Annotated in this window: 20 protein-coding genes and 1 pseudogene; 18 read left to right on the forward strand and 3 right to left on the reverse strand. The window is 71.5% G+C overall.

Translation table 11 applies throughout. The features are described 5' to 3' along the window. The first annotated feature begins 49 nt into the window (after positions 1-49). Positions 50-684 (forward strand): annotated as a pseudogene (locus ACIP94_RS36195) (DJ-1/PfpI family protein). Here the strand turns inward: ACIP94_RS36195 and ACIP94_RS36200 are convergent. Then, a complete protein-coding gene (locus tag ACIP94_RS36200; protein ID WP_402435655.1) occupies positions 671-1,420 on the reverse strand; it encodes an enoyl-CoA hydratase/isomerase family protein in 750 nt (249 codons plus the stop codon). The pseudogene ACIP94_RS36195 and the gene ACIP94_RS36200 overlap by 14 nt on opposite strands. Positions 1,421-1,711: 291 nt before the next feature. Between ACIP94_RS36200 and ACIP94_RS36205 the strand changes: the two genes are divergently transcribed. Further along, the gene (locus ACIP94_RS36205) at positions 1,712-2,221 is read left to right on the forward strand and encodes an ATP-binding protein (protein ID WP_402435658.1); all 510 of its coding nucleotides are present in this window, start codon (positions 1,712-1,714) and stop codon (positions 2,219-2,221) included. Between the two features lie 126 nt (positions 2,222-2,347). Here ACIP94_RS36205 and idi read toward each other — a convergent pair whose 3' ends face one another. Both idi and galE read right to left on the reverse strand, forming a co-directional pair. Beyond that, positions 2,348-2,941 (reverse strand): isopentenyl-diphosphate Delta-isomerase, encoded by a 594-nt coding sequence (idi, locus tag ACIP94_RS36210; RefSeq protein ID WP_402435661.1) that lies wholly within the window; start codon positions 2,939-2,941, stop codon positions 2,348-2,350. Between the two features lie 369 nt (positions 2,942-3,310). Continuing rightward, positions 3,311-4,291, reverse strand: a complete 981-nt coding sequence (galE, locus tag ACIP94_RS36215) for a UDP-glucose 4-epimerase GalE (RefSeq protein WP_402435664.1) — start codon at positions 4,289-4,291, stop codon at positions 3,311-3,313. Between the two features lie 348 nt (positions 4,292-4,639). Here galE and ACIP94_RS36220 point away from each other — a divergent pair, with 348 nt between their 5' ends. The 16 genes from ACIP94_RS36220 to ACIP94_RS36295 all read left to right on the forward strand — a co-directional run. After that, positions 4,640-6,520: a DUF5941 domain-containing protein gene (locus ACIP94_RS36220; RefSeq protein ID WP_402435706.1), complete on the forward strand. Its 1,881-nt coding sequence runs from the start codon at positions 4,640-4,642 to the stop codon at positions 6,518-6,520. Further along, positions 6,517-7,269 (forward strand): sugar phosphate nucleotidyltransferase, encoded by a 753-nt coding sequence (locus ACIP94_RS36225; protein WP_402435666.1) that lies wholly within the window; start codon positions 6,517-6,519, stop codon positions 7,267-7,269. The genes ACIP94_RS36220 and ACIP94_RS36225 overlap by 4 nt, the downstream gene beginning before the upstream one ends. After that, positions 7,257-8,318, forward strand: a complete 1,062-nt coding sequence (locus ACIP94_RS36230) for an iron-containing alcohol dehydrogenase family protein (protein ID WP_402435668.1) — start codon at positions 7,257-7,259, stop codon at positions 8,316-8,318. Before ACIP94_RS36225 ends, ACIP94_RS36230 begins: the two co-directional genes overlap by 13 nt. Continuing rightward, positions 8,296-9,075, forward strand: a complete 780-nt coding sequence (locus tag ACIP94_RS36235) for a CDP-alcohol phosphatidyltransferase family protein (protein WP_402435671.1) — start codon at positions 8,296-8,298, stop codon at positions 9,073-9,075. The genes ACIP94_RS36230 and ACIP94_RS36235 overlap by 23 nt, the downstream gene beginning before the upstream one ends. Before the next feature lie 8 nt (positions 9,076-9,083). Beyond that, positions 9,084-9,956, forward strand: coding sequence for a glycosyltransferase family 2 protein (locus tag ACIP94_RS36240; RefSeq protein ID WP_402435709.1), 873 nt, complete (start codon positions 9,084-9,086; stop codon positions 9,954-9,956). A gap of 98 nt (positions 9,957-10,054) precedes the next feature. Beyond that, positions 10,055-10,984: an ABC transporter permease gene (locus ACIP94_RS36245; protein WP_402435674.1), complete on the forward strand. Its 930-nt coding sequence runs from the start codon at positions 10,055-10,057 to the stop codon at positions 10,982-10,984. Beyond that, entirely contained in the window at positions 10,977-11,765 is a 789-nt protein-coding gene (locus tag ACIP94_RS36250; RefSeq protein WP_402435676.1) for an ABC transporter ATP-binding protein, read from the forward strand. The genes ACIP94_RS36245 and ACIP94_RS36250 overlap by 8 nt, the downstream gene beginning before the upstream one ends. Positions 11,766-12,094: 329 nt before the next feature. After that, positions 12,095-13,027 (forward strand): squalene synthase HpnC, encoded by a 933-nt coding sequence (gene hpnC, locus ACIP94_RS36255; protein WP_402435679.1) that lies wholly within the window; start codon positions 12,095-12,097, stop codon positions 13,025-13,027. Beyond that, positions 13,024-13,974 (forward strand): presqualene diphosphate synthase HpnD, encoded by a 951-nt coding sequence (hpnD, locus tag ACIP94_RS36260; protein ID WP_402435682.1) that lies wholly within the window; start codon positions 13,024-13,026, stop codon positions 13,972-13,974. The genes hpnC and hpnD overlap by 4 nt, the downstream gene beginning before the upstream one ends. After that, positions 13,974-14,114, forward strand: a complete 141-nt coding sequence (locus ACIP94_RS36265) for a DUF6380 family protein (protein WP_402435685.1) — start codon at positions 13,974-13,976, stop codon at positions 14,112-14,114. Before hpnD ends, ACIP94_RS36265 begins: the two co-directional genes overlap by 1 nt. Next, positions 14,111-15,556, forward strand: coding sequence for a hydroxysqualene dehydroxylase HpnE (gene hpnE, locus ACIP94_RS36270; RefSeq protein ID WP_402435688.1), 1,446 nt, complete (start codon positions 14,111-14,113; stop codon positions 15,554-15,556). Before ACIP94_RS36265 ends, hpnE begins: the two co-directional genes overlap by 4 nt. 2 nt (positions 15,557-15,558) lie before the next feature. Further along, complete coding sequence (locus tag ACIP94_RS36275; protein WP_402435691.1) at positions 15,559-16,689, forward strand: polyprenyl synthetase family protein; 1,131 nt, start codon at positions 15,559-15,561, stop codon at positions 16,687-16,689. A 188-nt stretch (positions 16,690-16,877) separates the two neighbouring features. Further along, positions 16,878-18,881 carry a squalene--hopene cyclase gene (gene shc / locus ACIP94_RS36280; RefSeq protein WP_402435693.1) on the forward strand — a complete coding sequence of 668 codons (2,004 nt, stop codon included), beginning with the start codon at positions 16,878-16,880 and terminating at the stop codon, positions 18,879-18,881. Further along, the gene (locus tag ACIP94_RS36285) at positions 18,878-19,519 is read left to right on the forward strand and encodes a 1-hydroxy-2-methyl-2-butenyl 4-diphosphate reductase (RefSeq protein WP_402435696.1); all 642 of its coding nucleotides are present in this window, start codon (positions 18,878-18,880) and stop codon (positions 19,517-19,519) included. Before shc ends, ACIP94_RS36285 begins: the two co-directional genes overlap by 4 nt. A 5-nt stretch (positions 19,520-19,524) precedes the next feature. Then, positions 19,525-20,556, forward strand: coding sequence for an adenosyl-hopene transferase HpnH (hpnH, locus tag ACIP94_RS36290; RefSeq protein WP_402435699.1), 1,032 nt, complete (start codon positions 19,525-19,527; stop codon positions 20,554-20,556). Positions 20,557-20,560: 4 nt separating this feature from the next. Next, on the forward strand, positions 20,561-20,763 hold a 203-nt coding region (locus ACIP94_RS36295; RefSeq protein WP_402435703.1), incomplete at its 3' end, for a flavodoxin-dependent (E)-4-hydroxy-3-methylbut-2-enyl-diphosphate synthase.

The raw sequence follows: 20,763 nt of genomic DNA on the forward strand, positions 1-20,763 counted from the left end.
CGGCGCCGCTTCCGCCCCCCACCACCGACTGACCGCCGAAGGGAAACCCATGCGGATCGCGATCGTCCTCTTCGACCGTTTCACCGCCCTCGACGCCGTGGGCCCCTACGAGACCCTCGGGCGGCTCCCCGACGCGAGGACCGTGTTCGTCGCCGAGCGGACCGGACCCGTGCGCAGTGACACCGCAGCCCTCGCGCTCACCGCCGACAGGACCCTGGCCGAGGTGCCGGCGCCCGACATCGTGGTCGTGCAGGGGGCCCCGGCCAGACACCGCAGATGGAGAACCAGGTGCTCCTTGACTGGCTGCGCGCCGCCGACGCCACCAGCACCTGGACGACCTCCGTGTGCACCGGCTCGCTGCTGCCGGCCGCCGCCGGACCGCTCACCGGGCGCCGTGCCACCTCGCACTGGCCGGCCCTGGACTTCCTGGAGCGGTTCGGCGCCGAACCCACGGGCGAGCGCGTCGTGTTCGACGGCAAGTACGTCACCGCCGCCGGCGTCTCCTCCGGCATCGACATGGGCCTCACCCTCCTCGGCCGGATCGCGGGCGACGAACACGCGCAGGCCGTACAGCTCGGTATGGAGTACGACCCACAGCCGCCCTACGACGCCGGATCCCCGCACAAGGCGCCCGCGCACATCGTCGAGCGGCTCCGCGCGGCGAGCCGCTTCATCCTGACGTAGTCCAGGTGAACCGGGGCGGTCTGCGCTCCAGGAACGCGGCGACGCCCTCCGCGGTGTCGCCGCCGGCGCGCGCCTGCTCCGCCCAGTGGGCGTCCCGGTCCGTCCGTCCGTTCGCGAACTCCTTGGCCGCCGCCTGCGTCAGCTGGGAGCGCGCGACCAGCACGCGGGTGAACTCCGCCACCCGCTTGTCGAGTGCGCCCTCGGGCAGCACCTCGTCGACCATTCCCGTGCGCAGCGCCCGCTGCGAGTCGATCAACTCACCCGAGAACAGCAGGTACTTGGCGGCGCCGGGACCCACCAGCGCCACCAGCCGCCGGGTGGCGGAGGCCGGGTAGACGATCCCCAGCCTGGCCGGTGTCACCCCGAAGAGCGCGCCCTCTTGCGCGAACCGCAGATCGCAGGCCGCCGCGAGCTGCGCCCCGCCGCCCACGCAGTGGCCGCGGATCGCCGCCAGCGTCGGCTTCGGGAAGGCGGCCAGCGCCTCCTCGGCCAGCACGGCCAGGCTCTGGGCCCGCTCCGGCGACCCCACCAGTGTCGAGATGTCGGCCCCCGCGCAGAAGGTCCCGCCCTCGCCGGTGATCACCAGCGCCCGGACGGCGGGATCGGCGGCGAGTTCGCCGAGCAGCGGTGGCAGCGCCTCCCACATGCCGGCCGTCATGGCGTTCCGCTTGGCCGGGTGGTGGATGACGACGGTCGCGACCGAGTCGGTGACGCGGTGCAGCAGCTGCGGCTCCATGGAGCGGATGCTATCCGCGCCTCCCGGACGCCCGGTCACCGAGGGTCCGCGGCCGGCCGGCATCGCCGCCCGGGCCGGCCGGAGTCCCGCAGCCGGAACCCGTACAACCCGAAGAGTTCGGAAGTCGGTGCGGGGCAGGACAGGAGCGGTCACGCAAACGACCGTGTCATACGCCAACGGTCAAAATGTCGTCGATACCCGCTGACTTGTGTTCAGTCATTCGGGACGGACCAGCGCATTCCCAACACTCGACGCGTGGTGACAATCGAGCGCGAGGGTGGCGACCGGGCTATGGAGAACAGAGGGCGGGGGGCCGACCCGCGCCCTGACCGCGGCGCGAACGAGCCGGACGGTCCACGGCCGCCGGCGCCGCTGCCGTATGAGGGGGTCTGGCGGTTCACGGCAGCCGCCGTGGAGGCCTCGGTGCCACAGGCCAGGCACGCCGTCCGGGATCTGCTCGCCCGCCAGGGCGTGCCCGTCTCGGACGACACCGTGCACGCCCTGCTGCTGATCGTCTCCGAACTGGTCACCAACGCGGTACGGCACGCGGCGCTGCTGTCGCCGATGCTCGCCGTCGAGGTCGCCGTGGGCCCGGAGTGGGTGCGGGTCTCGGTGGAGGACGAGCACCCCTACCGCCCGAGCGCGCTGGAGGCCGACCACGGGCAGACAGGCGGCCGGGGGCTGCTCCTGGTCCGCGAGATCACCAGGGAGGCCGGCGGGGTGTGCGACGTCGAGCACACGGCGAGCGGCGGCAAGGTGATCTGGGCCGCGCTCCCCCTCAAACCCACACGGTTCCTGTGAGCCGCCACCTCGCCGCCACGGCTCCGTCCGCCCCGGGGTGCGCTTCCGCCCCGGGACGCGCTTCCGCCCCGGGGTGTCCGTCCGCCCCGGGATGTTCCGGGCGCGCGGGCCGGACGGCCCCTCGGGTCACCAGCCCGCGGACGGTCCCGTCAGCTCTCTGACCGCCGGCCGCGCCGCGTCCAGGACCGTCGGGAACCACGACGAGAACGGGTCCTCCGCGTGCCGCTGGGCAAGCTCCCCGGGGGTCACGAAGGCCGTTGCCCCGACCTCCTCCGGATCCGGGCGCACCGGGGACTGCACGAGCCCGACGAAGAGGTGGTTGTACTCCTGCTCCACCAGGCCGGAGTCCGGGTCCGGGTGGTTGTAGCGCACCGTGCCCGCCTCGGCCAGCAGCGACGGGGAGACCCCCAGCTCCTCGTACGTTCGCCGGGCCGCCGCCGCGAAGGGCGCCTCGTTCGGGTAGGGGTGGCCGCAGCAGGTGTTCGACCAGACACCGGGGGAGTGGTACTTGCCGAGGGCCCGCTGCTGGAGCAGCAGCCGGCCGCGCTCGTCGAAGAGGAACACCGAGAACGCGCGGTGCAGCTGCCCGGGCGGCTGATGGGCGGCGAGCTTCTCCGCCGTGCCGATCGTGGTGCCGTTCTCGTCGACCAGCTCCAGCAGGATCGCGTCAGCGGTGCCGTTCGACGAGCGGTGCGTCGCGGTGGCAGGTGTGATCGGCATACCCATCCTTCGCATTCGTTGTCCAGTCCCCAGTCTGCCGTACGAATCCGGCACTCCCGGCACTTCCCCGACTCCCCGCATGTCCCCACCGGCCCCTTTGGACGGGCCCTGCGGTGCCCATGGAAACAGACGCCGGACGGGGCCGGATGCCTGATCGTGATCGTGCCCGGTGCCACGGAGCGGGAACCGCCCCACCGTGCGCTCCGGGTGGCCGGCGCCCGGGTGCGCGCCGTACATCGGGCGCGCGCGCCCGCCCCGCGCGCGTGTGGCTCGCCTCACGGCTGCCTGCGCTCAGCCATGGCTCGCCGCACGGCGGGTGGCCGCCTGCGCTCAGCCGTGGCTCGCCGCACGGCGGATGGCCGCCTCAGCTCAGCCGCGGCCCGCCTCCGGGTGGTGCAGCAGCCAGCCCCGCCACGCCGACTCCACCATCTCCGGCACCCCCCGCCGGGCGCTCCAGCCCAGCTCCCGCTCGGCCAGCGCGGCCGACGCGACCGCGCGGGGCGCGTCACCGGGGCGGCGCGGGGCGACGACCGGCACCGTGGTGTCGCCCGTCACCTCGCCGATGAGCGTGACCAGCTCACGCACCGAGACCCCCTCACCGCGGCCGACGTTCACGGTCAGGTCGCCCGGCGCGCCCCCGGCCAGCCGCCGGGCCGCCGCCAGATGCGCGTCGGCGAGGTCGGCGACATGGATGTAGTCGCGTACGCAGGTGCCGTCCGGGGTCGGATAGTCGTCACCGAAGATCCGCGGCGCCTCGCCCCGGGTCAGCCGGTCGAAGACCATCGGCACGATGTTGAACACGCCCGTGTCGGCCAGTTCCGGCTCGGCCGCCCCGGCCACATTGAAGTAGCGCAGACACACGGTCGCCATGCCGTGCGCCCGGCCCGCCGCCCGCACCAGCCACTCGCCCGCGAGCTTTGTCTCGCCGTAGGGGCTCATCGGGGCGCAGGGCGTGTCCTCCGTGATGAGGTCCACATCGGGGTTGCCGTAGACGGCCGCCGACGAGGAGAACAGAAACCGCTTGATCCCCGCCTCGGCCACCGCCTCAAGCAGCGTCGCGAGACCGCCCACGTTCTCCTGGTAGTAGCGCGTCGGCTGGGCCACGGACTCCGCGACCTGCTTGCGCGCCGCCAGGTGCACCACACCGGTGACCGTGTGCTCGGCGAGGACCCGCTTCAGCAGCCGACCGTCCAGCGAGGAGCCCTGCACCAGCGAAATGCTCTCCGGGAGCCGCGCCGGCACACCGGTGGAGAGATCGTCCAGCACGAGGACGCGCTCGCCTTCCGCGGTCATCGCCCGCGCCACATGCGCCCCGATATAACCGGCTCCACCGGTGATCAGCCATGTCATGGGCCCTCACCCTATGCCTGCCCGGTGAACCCGCCCCATGCCCCGGTCATCGGGTGTGGTTGTATTCCGGGTAAAAGCGTCATGCGCTGTATGTCCGTATAAGGGGAGGATGTGATGCCGGGAATGGGAGGGTCTGTACCCGCGGTTTGTTGCGTGCCCCACCGATCCCCGATGATGATCGCGGCGGCGGGCATACAGACCGGGTTGATCAGCCCATGAACGGCCGGTGAACACGGGCTTCCAGGCATCCGATAGCCTCTGCCGACATGCCGTCCGGCCCCGCCCCGGGCGCCCCACACCACACACGACCGGCGCCCGTACGCGTCGGGCCTCAGGGAGTGAGTTCGTCTGTCGACCGCCATCCTCACCGGACAGCCGGTTCCCGGATCGTCGCTCGAGGGCGATCTGCGGTCCCTCGGCTTCGACGTGCGGGTCGCCACCGACGCCGGTGACGCCGAGACGCTCCTCGCCGCCGTGCCGGCGGACCAGCGGGTCGCGATCGTCGACAGCCGCTTCGTGGGTCATCTGCACGCGCTGCGGCTCGGTCTGACCGACCCCCGCTTCCCCGCCGCCGCCGTGCCCGGTGCCGTCACGGCACAGCCCGCCGCCCGGCAGGCGCTGACCCGAGCCCTCGCCCGTGAGAACTCCGCGGCGGCCGACGGCGCCTACTCCGCGGTGCCGGCTCCCGCCCCGCTCCCGGCGCCGTCCGCACAGGGGGACCTGCCCGAGCGGGGAGGCGCCCCCACCGTCACCGACAACCTCGCCGAGCGCCTCACCGAGGCCCTCGACTCCGAGGGCGTGCCGGTCCACCGCCCCGAGCTGGGCACGCTGGTCGCCGCCGTCCCCGTCGACCCGCAGACCCGCAATGAGGCACGGCAGGCCGTCGCCTCCGTCGATGACGAGGCCGTACGCCTGCGCAGCGCCGTCAAGGCCCGCGACGGCTTCTTCACCACGCACTTCATCAGCCCGTACTCGCGCCACCTCGCCCGCTGGTGCGCCCACCGGGGCCTGACCCCCAACCAGGTCACCACCGCCTCGCTGCTCACCGCCCTGATCGCGGCGGGCTGCGCGGCCACCGGCAGCCGCGGCGGCTTCGTCGCCGCGGGCATCCTGCTCATCCTGTCCTTCGTCCTCGACTGCACCGACGGCCAGCTCGCCCGCTACTCCCTGCAGTACTCCACGCTCGGCGCCTGGCTCGACGCCACCTTCGACCGCGCCAAGGAGTACGCCTACTACGCGGGCCTCGCCCTCGGCGCCGCCCGCGGCGGCGACGACGTATGGGCGCTGGCCCTCGGCGCGATGGTCCTGCAGACGTGCCGGCACGTCGTCGACTTCGCCTTCAACGAGGCGAACCACGACGCCACCGCCAACACCAGCCCCACCGCCGCCCTCTCGGACCGCCTCGACAGTGTCGGCTGGACGGTCTGGGTGCGCCGGATGATCGTCCTGCCGATCGGTGAGCGCTGGGCGCTGATCGCCGTCCTGACGGCGGCCACCACTCCCCGCACCACCTTCACCGTGCTGCTCATCGGCTGTGCCTTCGCCGCCACCTACACCACGGCGGGCCGGGTGCTGCGCTCGCTCACACGCAAGGCGAAGCGGACCGACCGGGCCGCGCGGGCGCTCGCCGACCTCGCCGACAGCGGCCCCCTCGTCGAACTGCTGGTGCGCTCCGCCCGCGGCGCCACCCACCGCGCGGCGCCGTACCTCGCCCTCGCCGGCGGGCTCCTGGCCGTGTGCCCGATCGCGCTGTGGGGTGCAGGCTGGCAGAGCGTCCTGGGCGCCGTCGGCTATGCGGTCATGTCCGCCCTCGCCGTGGTGCGGCCCCTCAAGGGCCCCCTCGACTGGCTGGTCCCGCCCCTCTTCCGGGCCGCCGAATACGGCACGGTCCTCATGCTGGCGGCCAAATCCGGGGTGAACGGCGTGCTACCGGCGGCTTTCGGGCTGGTGGCGGCCGTCGCCTACCATCACTACGACACGGTGTACCGCATCCGCGGCGACGCCGACGCGCCGCCGCGCCGGCTGGTCCGCGCGGTCGGGGGACACGAAGGCCGGACCCTGGTGGTCACGGTCCTGGCCGCGCTGCTCACCGCCGCGCAGTTCAAGGTCGCCCTCACGGTCCTCGCCGTCTATGTCGCCCTGGTGGTGCTCGTGGAGAGCATCCGCTTCTGGGTGGCCGCCCACAAGGGTGGCGCACCCGCCGTACACGATGAAGGAGAACCCGCATGATCGGCCTCGTGCTGGCGGCAGGCGCCGGACGGCGCCTGCGCCCCTACACCGACACCCTGCCCAAGGCTCTGGTGCCGGTGGGGCCCGCGGGCAGAGAGGACGGCCTCACGGTCCTCGACCTCACCCTCGGCAACTTCGCCGAGGTCGGCCTGACCGAGGCCGCGATCATCGTCGGCTACCGCAAGGAGGCCGTCTATGAGCGCAGGGAAGCCCTGGAGCGCAAGTACGGCCTGAAGCTCACCCTCATCGACAACGACAAGGCCGAGGAGTGGAACAACGCCTACTCCCTGTGGTGCGGCCGTGACGCCCTCAGCGACGGGGTGATCCTCGCCAACGGCGACACCGTCCATCCGGTCTCCGTCGAGAAGACGCTGCTCGCCGCCCGTGGCGAGGACAAGCGGATCATCCTCGCCCTCGACACGGTGAAGCAGCTCGCGGACGAGGAGATGAAGGTCGTCGTGGACCCCGACAAGGGCGTCCGCAAGATCACCAAGCTGATGGAGCCGTCCGAGGCGACCGGCGAGTACATCGGCGTCACCCTCATCGAGGGTGAGGCGGCCGGGGAGCTGGCCGACGCCCTGAAGACCGTGTGGGAGACCGACCCGCAGCAGTTCTACGAGCACGGCTACCAGGAACTGGTCAACCGCGGCTTCAAGATCGACGTGGCTCCGATCGGCGATGTGCCGTGGGTCGAGATCGACAACCACGACGACCTGGCCAGGGGGCGGGAGATCGCGTGCCGGTACTGACGAGGCTCATTCCCTCGCCCGTAGTCGTCGACATCCGCCCGGGTGCCCTCGACGACCTGGCGAGCGTGCTCGCGGACGAGCGGATCTCGCACTCGGGCAAGCTGGCCGTCGCCGTCAGCGACGGCTCCGGCGCCCGGCTGCGCGAGCGGCTCGCCCCCAGCCTGCCCGGCGCCACCTGGTACGAGGTCGGCGGCGGCACCCTCGACGACGCGGTCCGGCTGGCCGGCGACATGAAGGCGGGCCACTACGACGCGCTCGTGGGCCTGGGCGGCGGCAAGATCATCGACTGCGCCAAGTTCGCCGCGGCGCGTGTCGGCCTGCCACTGGTCGCCGTCCCCACGAACCTCGCCCACGACGGTCTGTGCTCGCCCGTCGCGACCCTCGACAACGACGCGGGCCGCGGCTCCTACGGCGTGCCGAACCCCATCGCGGTCGTCATCGACCTCCATGTGATCCGCGAGGCCCCGGTGCGCTTCGTGCGCGCGGGCATCGGCGACGCCGTGTCGAACATCTCCGCGATCGCGGACTGGGAGCTGGCCAACCGCGTCACGGGCGAGAAGATCGACGGCCTCGCCGCGGCGATGGCCCGGCAGGCCGGCGAGGCGGTGTTGCGCCACCCCGGCGGCATCGGCGAGAACGAATTCCTCCAGGTGCTGGCCGAGGCGCTGGTCCTCAGCGGTATCGCCATGTCGGTGTCGGGGGACTCCCGCCCGTCCTCCGGCGCGTGCCACGAGATCAACCACGCCTTCGACCTGCTGTACCCCCGGCGCGCCGCCGCCCACGGCGAGCAGTGCGGGCTGGGCGCGGCCTTCGCGATGTATCTGCGCGGGGCGCACGAGGAGTCGGCGTACATGGCCCAGGTGCTGCGCCGGCACGGGCTGCCCGTACTGCCGGACGAGATCGGCTTCACGGTGGACGAGTTCGTCCGGGTCGTGGAGTTCGCCCCGCAGACCCGGCCCGGCCGCTACACGATCCTCGAACACCTCGACCTGAAGACCGACCAGATCAAGGACATCTACGCCGACTATGTCAAGGCCATCGGTAGCTGAACTCCGGCCCGTCGTCCACCCCGCCGGGGTGAAGGACCGGCGCAGCGGTGAACACTGGGCGGGACGCCTCTACATGCGTGAGGTCTCGCTGCGGATCGACCGCTACCTGGTCAACACCAGGGTCACGCCCAACCAGCTGACCTACCTGATGACGGTCTTCGGCGTGCTCGCCGCTCCGGCGCTGCTGGTGCCGGGCATCGCGGGCGCCGTGCTCGGCGTGGTGATGGTCCAGCTCTACCTGCTCCTCGACTGCGTTGACGGCGAGATAGCGCGCTGGAAGAAGCAGTTCTCGCTCGGCGGGGTGTACCTGGACCGGGTCGGCGCGTATCTGTGCGACGCGGCGGTGCTGGTCGGCTTCGGCCTGCGTGCCGCCGATCCGTGGGGCCCGGGCCGGATCGACTGGCTGTGGGCCTTCCTCGGCACCCTCGCCGCCCTCGGCGCCGTCCTGATCAAGGCCGAGACCGACCTCGTCGGTGTCGCCCGGCACCAGGGTGGGCTGCCGCCGGTCAAGGAGGCCGCCGCCGAGCCGCGGTCGTCGGGCCTCGCGCTCGCCCGCCGGGCGGCCTCGGCGCTGAAGTTCCACCGCCTGGTCCTCGGGATCGAGGCGTCGCTGCTGATCCTGGTCCTGGCGATCGTGGACACGGTCAGGGGCGACCTGTTCTTCTCCCGGCTCGGCGTCGCCGTGCTGGCCGGCATCGCGCTTGTGCAGACCCTGCTGCATCTCGTGTCCATCCTCGCCTCCAGCAGGCTCAAGTGAGCGGCGGCATAAGGGTCGGGGCGGTCGTCATCACGATGGGCAACCGCCCCGCCGAGCTGCGCGCCCTCCTCGACTCGGTCGCCAAGCAGGACGGCGACCCGGTCGACGTGGTCGTGGTCGGCAACGGCTCGCCCGTTCCGGACGTCCCCGACGGCGTGCGCACCATCGAACTGCCCGAGAACCTCGGCATCCCCGGCGGCCGCAACGTCGGCATCGAGGCGTTCGGGCCCGCGGGCACCGATGTGGACGTCCTGCTCTTCCTTGACGACGACGGCCTGCTCGCCCGCCACGACACCGCCGCGCTGTGCCGCCAGGCCTTTGCCGCGGACCCGGACCTCGGCATCATCAGCTTCCGCATCGCCGACCCCGACACCGGTGAGACCCAGCGCCGCCACGTGCCGCGCCTGCGCGCCTCGGACCCGATGCGCTCCTCCCGGGTCACCACCTTCCTGGGCGGCGCCAACGCGGTCCGTACGAAGGTCTTCGCCGAGGTCGGCGGGCTGCCGGACGAGTTCTTCTACGCCCATGAGGAGACCGACCTGGCGTGGCGGGCCCTCGACGCGGGCTGGATGATCGACTACCGGTCGGACATGGTCCTGTACCACCCCACGACCGCGCCCTCCCGGCACGCGGTCTACCACCGGATGGTCGCCCGCAACCGGGTCTGGCTGGCCCGCCGCAACCTCCCCGCCGTCCTCGCCCCGGCCTACCTGGGCGTCTGGATGCTGCTGACGCTGCTGCGCCGGCCCTCGCGGGCCGCTCTGAGGGCGTGGTTCGGCGGCTTCTGGGAGGGCTGGACGACGCCGTGCGGTCCGCGGCGCCCCATGAAGTGGCGTACCGTGTGGCGGCTGACCCGATTGGGCCGGCCTCCGGTCATCTGACAGGCTCGACAGTCGGAAACAGCGGGTGGGACCCATGTCCAGGCTCCCACCCGTGCGCGGGCAGGCCGCGCATCCCGAAACGGAGAGTTCGCCTATCTGTGAGTGAGACAACGAATGACGGCGGTGTCGCGGTGAGCGACCGCCCGTCCCCAGATGACGGACTGACCCCGGCCGAGCTGGCCGCCAAGTACGGGCTCTCCGTCAGTGGCGCCCGGCCCGGACTCGTCAGTTACGTCCGCCAGCTGTGGGGACGGCGTCACTTCATCCTCGCCTTCTCGCAGGCGAAGCTCACCGCCCAGTACAGCCAGGCCAAGCTGGGTCAGCTGTGGCAGGTCGCCACCCCGCTGCTGAACGCGTTCGTGTACTACCTGATCTTCGGGCTGATCCTGAAGGCCAGCCGGGGCATGCCGCACGGCACGTACATCCCCTTCCTGGTGACCGGTGTCTTCGTCTTCACCTTCACCCAGAGCTCGATCATGGCCGGTGTCCGGGCGATCTCCGGCAATCTGGGCCTGGTGCGCGCCCTGCACTTCCCCCGCGCCTCGCTGCCCGTCTCCTTCGCGCTCCAGCAGCTCCAGCAGCTGCTCTTCTCGATGATCGTGCTGTTCGCCGTGGCCGTCGGATTCGGCAGCTATCCGAGCCTGTCCTGGCTGCTGATCGTCCCGGTCCTGGTGCTCCAGTTCCTCTTCAACACGGGCCTCGCGCTGATCGTGGCCCGGATGGGCGCCCAGACCCCGGACCTCGCCCAGCTGATGCCGTTCATCCTGCGCACGTGGATGTACATGTCCGGCGTCATGTTCTCCATCCACAACATGCTCGTCGGCCGCCCCGAATGGGTGATCCGCGCGTTGCAGGTCAACCCCGCCGCCGTCTTCATGGACCTGATGCGCTTCGCGCTCATCAGGAACTACGGTGCCGAGAACCTCCCGCCGCACGTCTGGGCCCTCGCGCTGTTCTGGGCGGTGGTCGTCTTCGCCGGCGGGTTCGTGTACTTCTGGAAGGCGGAGGAGCGGTACGGCCGTGGCTGAGCAGAACACCGGGGCCAGGATCCCCACCGTCATCGCGGACGAGCTGCACATCGTCTACCGCGTCAACGGCGCCAAGACCGGCAAGGGCAGCGCGACCGCCGCGCTCAGCCGCATCCTCGGACGAGGCTCCGACGACGCGGCGCGCGGGGTGCGCAAGGTGCACGCGGTCCGCGGTGTGTCGTTCGTCGCCTACCGCGGCGAGGCCATCGGGCTGATCGGGTCGAACGGCTCCGGCAAGTCCACCTTGCTGCGCGCCATCGCCGGACTGCTGCCCCCGGAGCGCGGGAAGGTCTACACCGACGGCCAGCCCTCCCTGCTCGGCGTGAACGCGGCTCTGATGAACGACCTGACGGGCGAGCGCAACGTGATCCTGGGCGGTCTCGCCATGGGCATGTCCCGCGAACAGATCAAGGAGCGCTACCAGGAGATCGTCGACTTCTCCGGCATCAACGAGAAGGGCGACTTCATCACGCTGCCGATGCGGACCTACTCCTCCGGCATGGCCGCCCGGCTGCGCTTCTCCATCGCGGCCGCCAAGGACCACGACGTCCTCATGATCGACGAGGCCCTGGCCACCGGGGACCGCAAGTTCCAGAAGCGCTCCGAGGACCGCATCCGGGAGCTGCGTAAGGAGGCGGGCACGGTGTTCCTGGTCAGTCACAACAACAAGTCGATCCGTGACACCTGCGACCGCGTCCTGTGGCTGGAGCGCGGCGAGCTGCGGATGGACGGCCCGACCGAAGAGGTCCTCAAGGAGTACGAGAAGTTCACGGGCAAGTAACCCCCGTGACCGAGGGCCCGGCCGGAATGCTCCGGCCGGGCCCCACGACTGCAAAGGAAAGGCCAACTCTGTTTGGCCTTAGGAATCTTGACGCCAATCGGTGTGTTGTTGTGATCTGCGGGACACCCCGCCGGAGCTCCGTTAGTTGTACAACGTAAGCTGTACCGGTGCTGATTCGCGGCAACTGGGGCGATAATGCCCTACACCCCCTACCTGCCGCGCTGCGTGGACAGCCGGGCGGCGTGTCCGAAATAGGATGTATTGGGTCGGCAGTGTAGAACGGGAGATGTGACGGCAATGGCTACGGAAAGTCTCCAGCTCCGCGAGGCATGTGCCGTCTCCGCGCCGGGCGGCGAGCGGTGACCGAAGCCGGGACGGCGCGCACCGGCGACCCGGAGCGCGCCACCCTAGACAAGGCCGCGGGCGAGAACTTCCCCGTGGCGCCGTTCTTCCTGCCCCGGGCCTGGCGCGCCGACCTGATGGCCGTCTACGGCTTCGCGCGCCTCGTCGACGACATCGGCGACGGCGATCTCGCCCCCGGCGGCGCCGACGCCCGTCTCCTCGGCGTGTCGCCCGAGGAGGCCGAGGACCGCCTCACCCTTCTGGACGCCTTCGAGGCCGATCTGCGCCGGGTCTTCGACTCGACCCCGCGCCATCCCCTGCTGCGCCGCCTCCAGCCGACGGTCCGGCGCGCCGGCCTCACCCCCGAGCCGTTCCTCGGCCTGATCGCCGCCAACCGCCAGGACCAGCTCGTCAAGCGGTACGAGACCTACGACGACCTCGTCGGCTACTGCGAACTGTCCGCCAATCCCGTCGGCCGGCTCGTTCTGGCCGTCACCGGAACCTCCACCCCCGAGCGCATCCGCCGCTCCGACGCGATCTGCACGGCTCTCCAGATCGTCGAGCACCTCCAGGACGTCGCCGAGGACCTCGACCGTGACCGGATCTATCTGCCCGCCGTGGACAGGAAGCGCTTTCATGTCCAGGAGGCGGATCTCGCCGGGAGCACGGCGAGCGCGTCTGTACGTGCACTGATCGCGTACGAGGCGGAACGCGCACGCGATCTCCTGAATGAAGGCGCCCCCCTCGTGGGTAGCGTGCACGGCAGGCTGAGGCTGCTGCTCGCGGGCTTCGTGGCGGGGGGAAGGGCGGCGATCGGCGCGATCGCCGCCGCCGAATACGACGTACTTTCCGGCCCGCCGAAGCCCGGCAAGCTCCGGTTGCTGCGTGAGGTGGGCGTGACTCTGCGAGGAGAGGGGTGATCCGGACTGTGGAGTCGGAACAGCACGTGTCCCCGCCGGTTCTCGCCGCGTACAGCTACTGCGAGGCCGTGACCGGGCAGCAGGCCCGGAACTTCGCCTACGGCATCCGGCTGCTGCCGACGCCCAAGCGCCGTGCGATGTCGGCGCTCTACGCGTTCTCCCGGCGTGTCGACGACATCGGCGACGGCGCGCTGGCGGCCGAGGTCAAGACCGCACGGCTGGAGGAGACCCGGGCGCTGCTGGACCGCATCCGGGACGGAAAGGTGGCCGAGGACGACACCGACCCGGTCGCCGTCGCCCTCACCCACTCCGCCTCGCACTTCCCGATCCCGCTCGGCGGTCTCGACGAGCTCATCGACGGCGTGCTCATGGACGTGCGCGGTGAGACCTATGAGACCTGGGACGATCTGAAGGTCTACTGCCGCTGTGTGGCGGGGGCCATCGGCCGCCTCTCGCTCGGTGTGTTCGGCACGGAGCCAGGGGCGCGCGGCGCCGAGCGCGCGCCGGAGTATGCCGACACGCTCGGGCTCGCGCTTCAACTCACCAACATCCTGCGGGACATCCGGGAGGACGCCGAGGGCGGGCGCGTCTACCTTCCCGCCGACGACCTCGCCAAGTTCGGCTGCTCGGCCGGCTTCTCCGGATCGACCCCGCCCGAGGGGGCCGACTTCGCCGGCCTCGTGCACTTCGAGGTGCGCCGGGCCCGTGCGCTCTTCGCCGAGGGCTACCGGCTGCTGCCCATGCTCGATCGGCGCAGCGGCGCCTGTGTCGCCGCCATGGCCGGCATCTACCGCAGGCTCCTCGACCGCATCGAGCGCGAGCCCGAGGCCGTGCTGCGCGGCCGGGTCTCGCTGCCCGGACGCGAGAAGGCGTACGTCGCCGTGCGCGGGCTCTCGGGCCTCGACGCCCGGAATGTCTCCCGGCGCACGGTCAGGAGGCGCGGCTGATGGGCGGTCCCCTCCACGGTGAGTCCACCGGCGAAAAACGGCAGGCAACCCTCCGGTGCGGTGTGGCGTCCCTGACTGAGACGGTCCGCCGTGCATCGTTCAAACAGCACGGCGAACCGGCAGGGGAGGAAGCACGATGAGCGACGGCACACAGCCGGAGGGCCCGGCCGCCGACATCCCGGGCCACCGCGGGACGCCGTCCGTCTCGGGTGCGTCCGCCGTGGTGGTCGGCGGGGGACTCGCCGGGATCACGGCCGCGCTGGCGCTCGCCGACGCCGGAGTGCGGGTCACCCTGCTGGAGGGACGGCCTCGGCTGGGCGGTCTCGCCTTCTCGTTCCACCGAGGCGAGCTGACCGTCGACAACGGCCAGCATGTCTATCTGCGCTGCTGCACCGCCTATCGCTGGTTCCTCGACCGCATCGACGCGTCCGCGCTGGCTCCGTTGCAGGATCGTCTCGACGTGCCCGTTCTCGACGCCGACGCCGCTCCGGGCCGACGGCTCGGCAGACTACGGCGCGACGCGCTGCCCGTGCCATTGCACCTCGGGCGCAGCCTGGCCACCTACCCCCATCTCTCGCTCGCCGAGCGCGCCAGAGTCGGGCGTGCCGCACTGGCGCTCCGCGCGCTCGACCTCGCGGATCCCGCGCTCGACACGCAGGACTTCGGCAGCTGGCTGACCGCGCACGGTCAGTCCGCGCGTGCCGTCGAGGCACTGTGGGACCTGGTCGGGGTCGCCACCCTCAACGCGGTGGCCGGCGATGCCTCGCTCGGACTCGCCGCGATGGTGTTCAAGACGGGTCTGCTGTCCGACCCGGGCGCGGCCGACATCGGCTGGGCACGCGTCCCGCTGGGCGAACTGCACGACCGGCTGGCCCGCAAGGCGCTCGACTCCGCGGGCGTCCGTACCGAGGTCCGTACACGCGTCACCTCCATCTCCCCTAACGAAAACGGCGGCTGGAGCGTTCAGGTTCCCGGCGAGCGCATCGAGACCGACACGGTGGTCCTCGCCGTACCGCAGCGCGAGGCGCACGACCTGTTGCCGGCCGGAGCCCTCGACGCCCCCGAACGGCTGCTCGACATCGGCACGGCGCCGATCCTCAACGTCCACGTCGTCTACGACCGCAAGGTGCTCGGCTGCCCCTTCTTCGCGGCGCTCGGCTCCCCGGTGCAGTGGGTCTTCGACCGCACCGAGGCCTCCGGGCTGCGGGAGGGCCAGTACCTCGCGCTGTCCCAGTCGGCCGCCCGCGACGAGATCGACGACCCGGTGTCGGTGCTGCGGGAGCGCTATCTCCCCGAACTCGAGCGACTGTTGCCGGCCGCGCGCGGCGCCGAGGTGAAGGACTTCTTCGTGACCCGGGAGCGCACGGCCACGTTCGCCCCCCGCCCCGGCGTCGGGCGGCTGCGGCCCGGCGCCCGCACCAAGGCCCCCGGCCTCTACCTGGCCGGAGCGTGGACCGCCACCGGGTGGCCCGCGACCATGGAGAGTGCGGTCCGCAGCGGTGTCAGCGCGGCGGGCGCCGCGCTGGACGCCCTGGGCCGGTCCGGCGCTCACCTCCCCGACCTCTTCGAGGAGGCGGCATAACCATGAGCGTCCCCACGCATACCACCGGTTCCCGCACCCCCGGTACCGCAACAAGAGGAGAGACTGTGCCCACTGTGCCCCCGGCCGAGACGGCTGCCGACGCGGTGGACGTGTCCGCGCTCCTGGAGCGCGGCCGGACCCTGGCCACCCCGGTGCTGCGGGAGGCAGTGGACCGCCTGGCACCGCCCATGGACACCGTCGCCGCCTACCACTTCGGCTGGATCGACGCCGAGGGCAACCCCGCGGACGGCGATGGCGGCAAGGCCGTGCGTCCGGCCCTCGCCCTGCTCTCCGCGCAGGCGGCGGGCCAGGCGCCCGAGGTCGGCGTGCCCGGCGCGGTCGCGGTGGAGCTGGTGCACAACTTCTCGCTCCTGCACGACGACCTGATGGACGGCGACGAACAGCGCCGCCACCGCGACACCGTGTGGAAGGTGCACGGCCCCGCCCAGGCCATCCTCGTCGGCGACGCCCTGTTCGCGCTGGCGAACGAGGTGCTGCTGGAGCTGGGCACCGTGGAGGCCGGACGCGCCGCCCGGCGTCTGACCACGGCCACCCGCGCCCTGATCGACGGTCAGGCGCAGGACATCTCCTACGAGCACCGCGAGCGCGTCAGCGTCCCGGAGTGCCTCGAGATGGAGGGCAACAAGACCGGCGCCCTGCTCGCCTGCGCCTCCTCCATCGGCGCGGTCCTCGGCGGCGCCGACGACGCGACCGCCGACACCCTGGAGAAGTACGGCTACCACCTCGGCCTCGCCTTCCAGGCCGTCGACGACCTTCTCGGCATCTGGGGCGACCCGGAGGCCACGGGAAAGCAGACCTGGAGCGATCTGCGCCAGCGCAAGAAGTCCCTGCCGGTCGTGGCCGCGCTGGCGGCCGGCGGCCCCGCCTCCGAGCGGCTCGGCCGGCTGCTCGCGGAGGACGCCAAGAGCAGCGACTTCGAGAACTTCTCCGAGGAGGAGTTCGCCGCGCGCGCCGCGCTCATCGAGGAGGCGGGCGGCCGCGAGTGGACCGCCCAGGAGGCGCGCCGCCAGCACACGATCGCGGTCGAGGCGCTTGCCTCGGTGCGGATGCCCCAGGAGGTGCGGGCCCAGTTCACGGCGCTCGCCGACTTCGTCGTCGTACGAAAGAGATGATCAGTATCGGTCGAATACACCTCGCGTAGTCGCCGGCCGGTGCCTTCCCTCACTCTCCACCTTCCCCCACTCCCGACTTCGCCCGGGCGGGGGGACGGCATGAGCGAGGGGACCCCCACCGCGTAGACCCACCGGCCGACGGCGGACCCACAGCAGCACGACTCGCACGACTGCACGAAGGGGAAGCCATGACAGCGACGACCGACGGAAGCACCGGAGCCCTGCCGCCCCGCGCTGCCTCGGCCAGCGACACCGACGTACCGCTCCCGGAGGCGGCCGGGACGGTCGGAATCCGAGACGCCGCCGAGCGCGCCATGCGGCGCGCGACCGACTTCCTGCTCGCGAGGCAGGACGCCGAGGGCTGGTGGAAGGGCGACCTCGAGACGAACGTCACGATGGACGCCGAGGACCTGCTGCTCCGTCAGTTCCTGGGCATCTCCGACGAGAAGACCACTCGAGCAGCCGCTTTGTTCATCCGCGGCGAGCAGCGCGAGGACGGCACCTGGGCCACCTTCTACGGCGGACCCGGCGAACTGTCCACCACCATAGAGGCGTATGTCGCCCTGCGCCTGGCCGGGGACGCGCCGGACGAACCCCATATGGCGAAGGCCGCCGCCTGGGTCCGCGCGCAGGGCGGCATCGCCGCCTCCCGCGTCTTCACCCGGATCTGGCTCGCCCTCTTCGGCTGGTGGAAGTGGGAGGACCTCCCGGAACTGCCGCCGGAACTCATCTACTTCCCCAAGTGGATGCCGCTCAACATCTACGACTTCGGATGCTGGGCCCGCCAGACCATCGTGCCGCTCACCATCGTCTCCGCGAAACGCCCGGTGCGGCCCGCGCCGTTCCCGCTCGACGAACTGCACACCGACCCCGACGACCCCAACCCGGCCCGGGATCTCGCCCCGGTGGTGAGCTGGGACGGCGTCTTCCAGCGGCTCGACAAGGCGCTCCACCGGTTCCGCAAGGTCGCCCCGCGCCGGCTGCGCAGGGCCGCGATGAACACCGCCGCCCGCTGGATCATCGAGCGGCAGGAGAACGACGGCTGCTGGGGCGGGATCCAGCCGCCCGCGGTGTACTCGATCATCGCCCTGCACCTGCTCGGCTACGACCTCCAGCACCCCGTGATGCGCGAGGGCCTCGCCTCACTGGACCGTTTCGCGGTGTGGCGCGAGGACGGGGCCCGGATGATCGAGGCGTGCCAGTCCCCGGTATGGGACACCTGCCTCGCGACCATCGCGCTCGCCGACGCGGGCCTGCCCGCCGACCATCCGCAGCTGGTGAAGGCCGCGGACTGGATGCTCGCCGAGCAGATCGTCCGGCCGGGCGACTGGTCGGTGCGGCGTCCGCAACTCCCCCCGGGGGGATGGGCGTTCGAGTTCCACAACGACAACTACCCGGACATCGACGACACCGCCGAGGTCGTCCTCGCGCTGCGCCGGGTCGGCCACCCCGAACCGGAACGGCTCGAGAAGGCCATCGGGCGGGGCGTGCGCTGGAACCTGGGCATGCAGTCGAAGAACGGGGCGTGGGGCGCCTTCGACGTCGACAACACCAGCCCGTTCCCCAACCGGCTGCCGTTCTGCGACTTCGGCGAGGTCATCGACCCCCCGTCGGCCGACGTCACCGCGCATGTCGTGGAGATGCTCGCGGTCGAGGGGCTCGCCCACGACCCGCGCACCCGGCGCGGCATCGAGTGGCTGCTGGCCGAACAGGAGCCGGACGGCTCCTGGTTCGGGCGCTGGGGCGTCAACTACGTCTACGGAACCGGCTCGGTGGTGCCCGCACTGGCGGCCGCGGGTCTGCCCGCGGCGCACCCGGCGATCCGCAGAGCAGTCGCCTGGCTGGAGCGGGTGCAGAACGACGACGGCGGCTGGGGCGAGGATCTGCGGTCGTACCACAACGCCCGGGAATGGAGCGGACGAGGCGCCTCCACCGCCTCGCAGACGGCGTGGGCGCTGCTCGCGCTGCTGGCCGCGGGAGAGGCGGAGGGCAAGGCCGCGCAACGCGGCATCGAGTTCCTCACCCGAACCCAGAACGAGGACGGCTCCTGGGACGAGCCGTACTTCACCGGCACCGGCTTCCCCTGGGACTTCTCCATCAACTACCACCTCTACCGGCAGGTCTTTCCGCTCACCGCGCTCGGCCGCTACGTCCACGGCGAGCCGTTCGCCGGGGCCAAGGGGAGCAGATGAGCCGGAAGCCCGACACGGCCCCGCTGCTGATCGCCTGCGCGCTCGGCATCGAGCACCTCGCCCTGCGCAGTGGTGACCGCACCGGGGCCGGCGGGCGCGTCACACTGCTCCGAACGGGTATGGGGCCCCGGGCGGCGGAACGCTCGGTCATCCGGGCGCTCGCCGACCCGGCCCACGCCGGGGCGGCCGTCCTCGCCACGGGCTTCTGCGCGGGCCTGGCCCCCGGTATGCACCCCGGTGACCTGGTCGTCGCCGAGGAGACCCGGCACCCGCGCGGCACCACCACCTGCGTCGGCCCCGAGCTGCTGGTCAAGGAGCTTGTCCGCTGCCTGCCCGGGCGCACGGTCCACACCGGACCACTCACCGGCTCGGACCATGTCGTCCGAGGTCAGGAGCGGTCGCACCTGCTCGCCACGGGCGCGATCGCGGTCGACATGGAGTCCGCGGCCACCCTCCACGGTGCCGTGCGCACGGGGTCGCGCCCGGTTGCGGCCGTCCGGGTGGTCGTGGACGCTCCAGAACATGAACTCGTCCGGATCGGCACGTTGCGCGGTGGAATATCGGCTTTCCGCGTCCTTCGTGCCGTCCTTCCCGCTTTTTTTGAATGGCACCGTTCCTTGTTGCTCCCCCGGAGGTGAGCCAGATGGCCATGCCGCTGCGCCAGTCCATCAAGGTGGCGACCTATCTCTTCGAACAGAAGTTGCGCAGGCGGGACAAGTTTCCGCTCATCGTCGAGCTTGAGCCCCTCTTCGCCTGCAATCTGAAATGCGAGGGCTGCGGCAAGATCCAGCACCCGGCGGGGGTGCTCAAGCAGCGCATGCCGGTGGCCCAGGCGGTCGGCGCGGTGCTGGAGTCCGGTGCGCCGATGGTGTCGATCGCCGGTGGCGAACCGTTGATGCATCCGCAGATCGACGAGATCGTGCGCCAGTTGGTGGCCCGCAGGAAGTACGTCTTCCTGTGCACCAACGCCATGCTGCTGCGCAAGAAGATGGACAAGTTCACGCCGTCGCCGTACTTCGCGTTCGCGGTGCACATCGACGGCCTGCGCGAGCGGCACGACGAGTCCGTGGCGAAGGAGGGTGTGTTCGACGAGGCGGTGGAGGCCATCAAGGAGGCCAAGCGGCGTGGCTTCCGGGTCACCACCAACTCGACCTTCTTCAACACCGACACCCCGCAGACCGTCATCGAGGTGCTCAACTTCCTCAACGACGACCTGAAGGTGGACGAGATGATGATCTCGCCCGCCTACGCCTACGAGAAGGCGCCCGACCAGGAGCACTTCCTGGGCGTGGAGCAGACCCGCGAGCTGTTCAAGAAGGCGTTCGCCGGCGGCAACCGGCGCCGCTGGCGGCTCAACCACTCGCCGCTGTTCCTCGACTTCCTCGAGGGCAAGGTCGACTTCCCGTGCACGGCCTGGGCGATCCCGAACTACTCGCTGTTCGGCTGGCAGCGGCCCTGCTACCTGATGAGCGACGGGTATGTGCCCACGTACCGGGAGCTGATCGAGAAGACCGACTGGGACAAGTACGGCCGGGGCAAGGACCCGCGCTGCGCCAACTGCATGGCGCACTGCGGCTATGAGCCCACCGCCGTGCTGGCCACCATGGGCTCCCTCAAGGAGTCCCTGCGGGCCATGCGCGAGACGGTCGCCCAGAGCCCCGGAAACGACGGGTGAGGCCGTGACCGCCGTTTCCTTGGGCGTCCCCGAGGTGCCGGCCCGGCCGATCGCGGAGCGACGCGTGTCGCGGCAGATCCAGGTCGGGCCGGTGGCGGTCGGGGGCGGGGCCCCGGTGTCGGTGCAGTCGATGACGACGACGCGTACGTCGGACATCGGTGCCACGTTGCAGCAGATCGCGGAGCTGACGGCGTCCGGCTGTCAGAT

Origin of the sequence: Streptomyces sp. NPDC093261 (assembly GCF_044753645.1) — a bacterium.
Classification (GTDB): domain Bacteria; phylum Actinomycetota; class Actinomycetes; order Streptomycetales; family Streptomycetaceae; genus Streptomyces.

What these genes read in the sequence shown, in the direction of transcription:
- galE (WP_402435664.1), bottom strand. Translation starts at nt 4,291, where the DNA reads ATGACATGGCTGATCACCGGTGGAGCCGGTTATATCGGGGCGCATGTG.
- hpnE (WP_402435688.1), top strand. Translation starts at nt 14,111, where the DNA reads ATGAGCGACGGCACACAGCCGGAGGGCCCGGCCGCCGACATCCCGGGC.
- hpnC (WP_402435679.1), top strand. Translation starts at nt 12,095, where the DNA reads ATGTGCCGTCTCCGCGCCGGGCGGCGAGCGGTGACCGAAGCCGGGACG.
- ACIP94_RS36235 (WP_402435671.1), top strand. Translation starts at nt 8,296, where the DNA reads ATGTCAAGGCCATCGGTAGCTGAACTCCGGCCCGTCGTCCACCCCGCC.
- shc (WP_402435693.1), top strand. Translation starts at nt 16,878, where the DNA reads ATGACAGCGACGACCGACGGAAGCACCGGAGCCCTGCCGCCCCGCGCT.
- idi (WP_402435661.1), bottom strand. Translation starts at nt 2,941, where the DNA reads ATGCCGATCACACCTGCCACCGCGACGCACCGCTCGTCGAACGGCACC.
- ACIP94_RS36205 (WP_402435658.1), top strand. Translation starts at nt 1,712, where the DNA reads ATGGAGAACAGAGGGCGGGGGGCCGACCCGCGCCCTGACCGCGGCGCG.
- hpnH (WP_402435699.1), top strand. Translation starts at nt 19,525, where the DNA reads ATGGCCATGCCGCTGCGCCAGTCCATCAAGGTGGCGACCTATCTCTTC.
- ACIP94_RS36285 (WP_402435696.1), top strand. Translation starts at nt 18,878, where the DNA reads ATGAGCCGGAAGCCCGACACGGCCCCGCTGCTGATCGCCTGCGCGCTC.
- ACIP94_RS36200 (WP_402435655.1), bottom strand. Translation starts at nt 1,420, where the DNA reads ATGGAGCCGCAGCTGCTGCACCGCGTCACCGACTCGGTCGCGACCGTC.
- ACIP94_RS36265 (WP_402435685.1), top strand. Translation starts at nt 13,974, where the DNA reads ATGGGCGGTCCCCTCCACGGTGAGTCCACCGGCGAAAAACGGCAGGCA.
- ACIP94_RS36275 (WP_402435691.1), top strand. Translation starts at nt 15,559, where the DNA reads ATGAGCGTCCCCACGCATACCACCGGTTCCCGCACCCCCGGTACCGCA.
- ACIP94_RS36225 (WP_402435666.1), top strand. Translation starts at nt 6,517, where the DNA reads ATGATCGGCCTCGTGCTGGCGGCAGGCGCCGGACGGCGCCTGCGCCCC.